This window comes from Chitinophaga rhizophila (assembly GCF_019492185.1).
Lineage (GTDB): Bacteria > Bacteroidota > Bacteroidia > Chitinophagales > Chitinophagaceae > Chitinophaga > Chitinophaga rhizophila.
On record NZ_JAICCF010000007.1, the window covers coordinates 67927 to 75011 of the forward strand.

The 7085-nt window shown below is 47.7% G+C and carries 8 protein-coding genes; all 8 read right to left on the reverse strand.

Features of this window, described 5'->3' with window-relative positions:
• Nucleotides 1–11 precede the first annotated feature (11 nt).
• Genes K1Y79_RS28310 through K1Y79_RS28345 form a run of 8 tightly spaced genes read right to left on the reverse strand, consistent with a single transcriptional unit; the run spans nucleotide 12 to nucleotide 7067 of the window.
• Nucleotides 12–1367, reverse strand: a complete 1356-nt coding sequence (locus K1Y79_RS28310; protein WP_220253598.1) for a glycosyltransferase — start codon at nucleotides 1365–1367, stop codon at nucleotides 12–14.
• A 16-nt stretch (nucleotides 1368–1383) separates the two neighbouring features.
• Nucleotides 1384–1671 (reverse strand): DUF5952 family protein, encoded by a 288-nt coding sequence (locus tag K1Y79_RS28315; protein WP_220253599.1) that lies wholly within the window; start codon nucleotides 1669–1671, stop codon nucleotides 1384–1386.
• A 23-nt stretch (nucleotides 1672–1694) separates the two neighbouring features.
• Nucleotides 1695–2774 carry a thioesterase domain-containing protein gene (locus K1Y79_RS28320; protein ID WP_220253600.1) on the reverse strand — a complete coding sequence of 360 codons (1080 nt, stop codon included), beginning with the start codon at nucleotides 2772–2774 and terminating at the stop codon, nucleotides 1695–1697.
• Nucleotides 2775–2780: 6 nt separating this feature from the next.
• Nucleotides 2781–3530, reverse strand: a complete 750-nt coding sequence (locus tag K1Y79_RS28325) for a polyketide synthase (RefSeq protein ID WP_220253601.1) — start codon at nucleotides 3528–3530, stop codon at nucleotides 2781–2783.
• A 28-nt stretch (nucleotides 3531–3558) separates the two neighbouring features.
• Nucleotides 3559–4320, reverse strand: coding sequence for an enoyl-CoA hydratase/isomerase (locus K1Y79_RS28330; RefSeq protein ID WP_220253602.1), 762 nt, complete (start codon nucleotides 4318–4320; stop codon nucleotides 3559–3561).
• Nucleotides 4317–5576, reverse strand: coding sequence for a hydroxymethylglutaryl-CoA synthase family protein (locus K1Y79_RS28335; protein WP_220253603.1), 1260 nt, complete (start codon nucleotides 5574–5576; stop codon nucleotides 4317–4319). Before K1Y79_RS28335 ends, K1Y79_RS28330 begins: the two co-directional genes overlap by 4 nt.
• Nucleotides 5577–5617: 41 nt before the next feature.
• Nucleotides 5618–6841, reverse strand: a complete 1224-nt coding sequence (locus K1Y79_RS28340) for a beta-ketoacyl synthase N-terminal-like domain-containing protein (protein ID WP_220253604.1) — start codon at nucleotides 6839–6841, stop codon at nucleotides 5618–5620.
• Nucleotides 6828–7067: an acyl carrier protein gene (locus tag K1Y79_RS28345; protein ID WP_220253605.1), complete on the reverse strand. Its 240-nt coding sequence runs from the start codon at nucleotides 7065–7067 to the stop codon at nucleotides 6828–6830. Before K1Y79_RS28345 ends, K1Y79_RS28340 begins: the two co-directional genes overlap by 14 nt.
• Nucleotides 7068–7085: the final 18 nt, after the last annotated feature.

Here is a 7085-nt window from a genome sequence, read left to right on the forward strand (position 1 = left end):
AGGATAGCGATTTAAAGTTGGTGGCTGGAAGAGTGACTAAGTACGCTCAGGACGCTGTGTACTTCGTCTTTGTATAATGTTGGCGGTACACCATGCGGACGCAAGATTGGCTTGCGCACCATTGAGATATGTGTTAATATATCTGCGCCGGTTTCGGCAGCATCGCATCTGGCATAGTCTTCGGCAATAGTCAAAGCATGTGCCTTATAAGAAGGCTCATGCAGCAAAGTATCAATAGCCCTCCGGATACTTTTAGCAGATACAGCCCAGGACCGCAGCGTGATACCCGCCTTTCTGTATGACACCTTTGAGGCCGTAACAATATGTTCCAGTTCCGGAGGTAATACCACCAGTGGTATACCTGATGCCAGCGCCTGACCTACAGTGCCATAGCCGCCTATGGTGACCATCACAGATACATGTTGTAGTAATGCTAACTGGGGCACATAAGAGCGCATAAGTACATTATCAGGTAACGGCCCCCAATCGACATCCTTGAGCGAACGCCCGGTGGTGATCACTACCTGCCAGTCAGCACCTTTAGCAGCCTTGATCATCTGGAAGAAGCGGCGCTTGTCAACAAACATGGTTCCCATGGTAAAGTATACTACAGGACGACCGTCCAGCCAATGCCAGGGAAATTGCATATCATCACCGCCCGGCGGTTTGCCCAGCGCAGGACCTATGTAGAAGGTTTGCGGGTATAGATCCTTTCGCTTAAACTCAAAAGCGCAGGTACTATACAGCAGATAAGCAGCTACTCCTGTAGGATGGCGGAAATCTTTAAGCAATGGCAGGCAATATTTACTCCTGACAGCGTTGAGGAGAGCAGTGATGGATAATTCCGACCTGCGGAACAAGAGCCAGATGACAAAGCGTTTAAGCGGATGCATCCGTTTACCTTTCTCATGAGGTAAGTATTCTGTACTAGGTAACGCAAAAGGAGTGGCGACACTCAGGGCATAAGGAATACGCCGGACCTCAGCAGCAGTGATTCCTGGGAAGAATAATGAATCTATATAACATACATCGGGGCTGAAGCGGTCGATCAGTGCGATGAATTGCTGTGTACCACCGTTGATGTCATAGAAACCCCCATAATCAGGAGAGATACCCAACCGTTGTTTAAATATGCGCTTTAGGTCCTTACTATTGCCTTCCGTCATCACCTCGTTATACAGAACAGTACCGTCACCCCAGGAGAAATCTTCCGCGAACGGAATACCGGCTTTTTCAATAACAGATTGGAATTGTGTGTGACAGGCGTACAATACCTCATGGCCTCGGGCGATTAACGCTTGTGCAACTGCGAGCATAGGGTTAACATGTCCATGTGCAGGTATTGCAGCGAACAGGAACTTTGCCATAGCTATAAATTGATAATTAGTCAATACTGAACGTCTGCCAGGCAAAGCGCTCTTTGATAGGATCATCATCCTCATCGATCTCTTCTCCGCAGCAATACACTTCAATACTGTTATTGCATACTTTATTGACAGCGACCAGTGAGATTACCTTTATTGTAATAGGATGTGAGATTTCACCTATGAGGAAACAGTACACGTCGCCAACAGCCGGTTCGTCCTGTGCGACAGCACAGATCATGCGGTTGACGGTCAACCCCATCTCATTTAAAACATCACAGTCGATTTTCAGGAGATACTTTTCCATAAAATGCAGGTTTTACATATTAGCTATTGAATGGAACCGGCAGCCGCTAATGGCGGATTGTCTACAGATGAATCCTGACGGGTTCCGCTTGCATACAGTCCGGATAATACACTTCTAAACGTTGCCAAAGCATCATTTTCCGACAGCATCACCATGTGATTTGTTGCAATTACGTCTGTCGTATGAAAGTGGGGAAAGTAACGTTTCCAGCCCTCCCAGTAGGGTTGTTGCTGCAACCATTTCTCCCGCGTATCATTTAATGAGAAATAGGGTAACATATCACCAAGGAACTGCCCGTTCACGTTCCGGAAATAATAGCACTGTGTCTTATCCGGTTCCGGTAACGGATGATAAACATAACGCTCAGTTTCAAATGCCTGCTGGATAGCAACGCTTTTAGCTGCCAGTTGATATAGCGCAGCACGATCCTGTACAAAGCCTGTAGTGGCTGCTGCTGATAACAGCGCATCAATAAAGGTATCATTATCTAAGTTCCAGTCAAGTGTATGGCGATGGATGAGTACCTTATCAGCATGGCCCACCTGCGTGACATAAGGAGTGAGTAACAGATTGACTGTCTGCCACCATAGCACCTTTGTACCGCCTTCTCCTGAATCTTCTTCAGGTAGGGCATCGAGGCCCTGCAATTGCAGCACATCTACCAGTACAATAGAACTGACCGTTTCCCCATATTCCTGTAGCTGCCTGGCTATTTCGTATGCAAGAGTACCGCCTAATGAAAATCCGCCCAGGTCATAGGGCCCTTTCGGTTGAAGGGACTGAATGGCATGTACATATGCGGCCGACATTGCCTGGATACCCTGAAGCGGCAACCTGTTGCTTTGCCATCCTCTGGCTTGTATGCCGTAGAATGGTCGTTGCGACATAGCCGCTACCTTACTGTAAACCTCTACGCCTCCCCCGCTACCGTGTATCCAGAATATAGGACGGCCTTCAGTCTGCCTGTTAAGCCATACCAGTTCCGGAAAACGGGTAGCGGTTGTGCGCGTTGCAGGAGTAAGCAGGTTGAGTAAGGCTCTTTTAGCTTGAGATGCGCTGATCTTTCCTTCCTGCAGTGCCTGCAGGACCTGTCTGGTATCCATAATTTATTATTTACCGAAAAGCCCCATGATGCGGTCTTTCACTTCAGCGAGGTGAAAAGTCTTACCATGCATGGCTACTTCTTTTTCAATAATACCGGGTAATTGCTCTCTGGCCCCTGACACCAGGTGATCCTTCAGTGTGATAAGCGAAACACGCGGTTTTTCTGCCAGCTGACGTGCCAGTTGCAGGGCATAGTCCAGCACCTCCGCTCTGGGCAGAACTGGAAAAGGGATACCTCTTTTTTCCAATTCTACCCCTCTGAAATTGTTGGCGGTCAGGAGTAACTCCTGTGTTAACGCAATACCTAGTTTCCAGGGTAGTACATAGGTAGCTCCCATACCTGGCGTGAAGCCATATTTCATAAAGTTGGTAGTGTAAATACTCTCTTTACTCAGAACGACAAAATCAGCAAATAATCCGAATACGAAACCACCCCCGATACCATGTCCCTGCATTGCAGATATAACAGGGATACGGCAATCCAGGGCCAGGCTATATAAGTTGGTATCATTGAAGTTCACCTTACTTTCATAGATGGCCAGAAGGGCTTCCTGTGTACCTCCGGAAGCGAAGTAACTATCATAGCCGGTAATGATCACCACCTTATAGCGATCATTGGCATTAATAGCAGCAAACGCCCTGATCAAGCCCTCCATCAATCCGTCAGAGAATGTGTTCTTATGTTCTTTATCCTGCATAGTGATCTGTACTATACCGGGTTCAATTTCCCGTAGATCTACCGGAACCTGTGTCATAATAATATAGTTAAGTAATCAATGAATGTCAGGACTCCCAAGGGAATAGTCCCGTCTGTACATATCTGGCGATACGCTGCAGATTATCCGTGTCAGAAAACACTTCTACATTTGCAGCGAGGGCCAATGGCTTAGCCGCCGCGAGGTCTGCGAGTCTGGTCATGTACTTTTTGTATCGTACAACACCAGTCTTGGACAGATAGCGCAACCGTAACAAGTGAGTACGAAGCAGCGAATCGCTGTTTGCCTCATAAGCGTCCACCAAACCCCAGCTATGCGCCTGTTGTACTGACACCGGTTTCGTCATCAGCGTGAGATACTGCGCCTTCTGGAAGCCTATTCTCCTGATAAGGAAAGGCATCACACAAGCAGGCAACAGTCCGAACAAGAGTTCTGACAGGCTGAATACTGCTGCTTCTTCCGCCAGTACAATATCACATGCAGCAACAAAGCCGATACCACCGGCATTTGCTTTACCACGCACATGCGCGACGGTAATAAACGGACCTGTTGCCAATTTGTACCATAGGTCATATAATGGCTCCGGCCCCTGGCGATTTGCTGTATGTCCGTTATCTGACTGTTGCATGCCTTTGAAGTCAGCGCCGAAACAGAATACCTCCGGAAGACCTTCCAGTACAATGATAGTTGCCTGCTGCTCATATTGGGTGAGTGCCTGTAAACACTCTTCTACCAGCAGGTCATTTATTGTGTTGTTAGCTTCCGGACGGTAAAACTGTATAAAACAAACAGGGTCCTGGTAGCGCACTTTTAATGTTTGATAACTCATGCGGACCATTCATATTTGCGGTGAAACTCATGGATTTGCTTCAGGTAGAGGACTTTCTTATTCCTGGTTACATCCCAGGCACGCGGTACAATCTGGGTGTCCAGCGTAACATTACGCGTACCGAAACGTACCGCGCCATTACCTAGTAAAAGGGCGTCATATTCATCCATGGACAGTTCATAGCGGGAGGATAGTCCCCGTTCTATGCTAAACTGCTTCTGGCGTTGCTGCCCTTCAGCAGAAACAACGCCACTATAAAATTCTGAGCAGCATCCGGAGCCATAAGAGAACTGACCGATGCGTTTAGGCGCATTGTACACCCCATTATCGATAGTGCTGGCTAAAGACATAAATACAGTTCCACCCATTATATTACCTACCCGCTGACAATAGGTCAGACCCGGTGTGACGCGTAAAGAAAAGTCGGCTTCTATTTCAGGCGGCGTTGCTTTTACTACCTTGCGCATCATTGTGCGGTGTGCTCCTTTCACCATACCTCCAAACGGCGTATGAAATGTGAGGTATTGGAAAGTGTCTTTATAACTGACGCCGGTTACGCGCTTCTGATATTCACCGAAGGCCCGCTCACAGCAATCGAGATAAGACATCAGTGATAGGTCTGCATCACCAGCTTCGCTATCCGGAACAGGGCGGCAGGTATCCATAACTTCAAAACCGTAATAACCATTTGCCCCAACATCCACCTGGAAGACATGTGGACGATCGCTTACCAATATAGCTACAGCTCCCGCACCACCACTTGGCTCCGCAAAAGACCAATCTTCCATAATTGCCTCACCGGCTTCTACCACCATAAAGCGGGAGATATCAGTTGCCACTACTAAAGCTTTCGCACCAGGCGACGCCTGTCCGAGAATAAAGTTCACCGCCATCTGGAAACCGGCAGTACCTGAGTAACAAGCCTGCTTTATTTCAAACAACCGGCAGTTCCGGTTCAGCCCCAGGTAATGGTGTACATATGTACTCATAGACTTTCCGAAGTCCACCCCTGATTCGGTGCATGTGATGAGTAATTCAATACGGTCTTTCTCGGCCGGCGTAAGACTATCGATTACCGGCTTGGCCGCATTTACGGCAAAAGTGACAGGGTCTTCATAGGGCAATGCCACTGTCTTCTGCTTCATCAGCAGATTTTCAAACCTGGCAGTATCCAGGCGGCGGTGCCGGGCCAACTTCATTACATCGAGATAAGCCGTTCCGCCAAATACATTCATTGCTTCAATTCCTACGTTCATAGTGTTGTGATTTAATATTTAGTTGATGAATTAAATTGTTGTCAGCGCTGGAGACAGATAGCGGTATTTATACCACCGAAGCCGAAGCTCAGGCTTAGCGCATAGTGTACAGGATGAGCAATTGCCTGCTCTTTTACCCAGTTCATACCAGGCACGATAGGATTGATCAGGTTCCGGCTTGGATGCAGCATACCGGTTTCCATTTGCAGAATAGTGGCTATGAGTTCTACAGCGCCAGCTCCGGTCAGGCCATGACCAAAGATGGACTTGGTAGTATTCATATAGGCATGAGAAAGATTACAGGTCTGAATTGCTTCCAGTTCTATCTCGTCGCCTATCAGAGAACCAGTACCATGCGGATTGATGTAGTCGATATCCTTCGGCAATAGTCCTGCCTTGTTCAACGCCTTACGGATAACAGTACACTCGCCTTCCAGTGAAGGATTGGGATTTCGGTTTGCATCCATTGTCATACCCCATCCAGCAATGCCGGCATAGAGTGACGCATGACGTTGAGAAGCGAAGGAAGAACGTTCTATTACGAGGGCACCACAACATTCTCCGTAGATAAATCCATCATGTTCGCGGTCAAATGGTCTGCATGCTTCAGTGGGATTATCGGCAAACTTAGTAGTTCCCATAGCGCCGAGCGCCCTCAGACCATGGAACTCCCAATATGAAAGGTCCATGAGAGATCCTATAGCAATGCATACATCCACTTCTCCACTAAGTACGGCCTGGATAGCTGACAAAATAGCTAACTGTCCGCTGGCAGAAGCGCCACCTACCGTATGCGCAAGCCCTCTGATGCCAAATTGTTCTGTACATAGTCCGCACAGATCACTGTCCATAAAAGACAAGCCATAGGTTGGCCGGATAAACTGGGTACGTCCACGGTAATTGTCCTGCAACATTGTATGATCACGCTGCTGTACATTGGAACCCCCGATAATTAGCCCTACCCTTGTGGGGTCAACATGTTGGAGTTGGGCATCTTCCCATGCCTCGTGGAGGGTAACAAGGGCTACTTCCGCAGCATAGGAAGCTGTACGCAACGTCTTTTTACTAATATCAGGCGGATAGATTAATCCATCTATTTCTGCCCCGATAAAAGCGGAAGCCTCCTGCCTCCCTGGTCTTTCCATTATGCGAAACGCATGACAGCCTTCCAGCAATGCATTGGTAACAGCTTCTTTGCCTTGCCCGACAGCCGTTGTAATACCTATACCTGTAATGACCAACTCCTGGTGATCATAACTTTTCATAAAACAGATCTACCAGTTGGTCAATATTCTGAGCGCCAAACAATTCAATTTTCGGCACGTCCAGTGAAAGTGCTTCAAGTGTCAATTGAACAATTTCGGCGCGGTCTACCGAGTTTGCACCCAACTCCTTCAGGGCATCTGTACGGCTAAAAGCATGTCCTTCAAGTTCAGGGATTACCTCGCGGGTGTGTTTTACGATTAATTCGAAGATGGTGTCTTTGTTCATAAGGGTCATTTTTATGGG

Excerpts from the sequence above, each read along its gene's own strand:
- K1Y79_RS28310 (WP_220253598.1), bottom strand. The coding sequence starts at position 1,367 with ATGGCAAAGTTCCTGTTCGCTGCAATACCTGCACATGGACATGTTAAC.
- K1Y79_RS28315 (WP_220253599.1), bottom strand. The coding sequence starts at position 1,671 with ATGGAAAAGTATCTCCTGAAAATCGACTGTGATGTTTTAAATGAGATG.
- K1Y79_RS28320 (WP_220253600.1), bottom strand. The coding sequence starts at position 2,774 with ATGGATACCAGACAGGTCCTGCAGGCACTGCAGGAAGGAAAGATCAGC.
- K1Y79_RS28325 (WP_220253601.1), bottom strand. The coding sequence starts at position 3,530 with ATGACACAGGTTCCGGTAGATCTACGGGAAATTGAACCCGGTATAGTA.
- K1Y79_RS28330 (WP_220253602.1), bottom strand. The coding sequence starts at position 4,320 with ATGAGTTATCAAACATTAAAAGTGCGCTACCAGGACCCTGTTTGTTTT.
- K1Y79_RS28335 (WP_220253603.1), bottom strand. The coding sequence starts at position 5,576 with ATGAACGTAGGAATTGAAGCAATGAATGTATTTGGCGGAACGGCTTAT.
- K1Y79_RS28340 (WP_220253604.1), bottom strand. The coding sequence starts at position 6,841 with ATGAAAAGTTATGATCACCAGGAGTTGGTCATTACAGGTATAGGTATT.
- K1Y79_RS28345 (WP_220253605.1), bottom strand. The coding sequence starts at position 7,067 with ATGAACAAAGACACCATCTTCGAATTAATCGTAAAACACACCCGCGAG.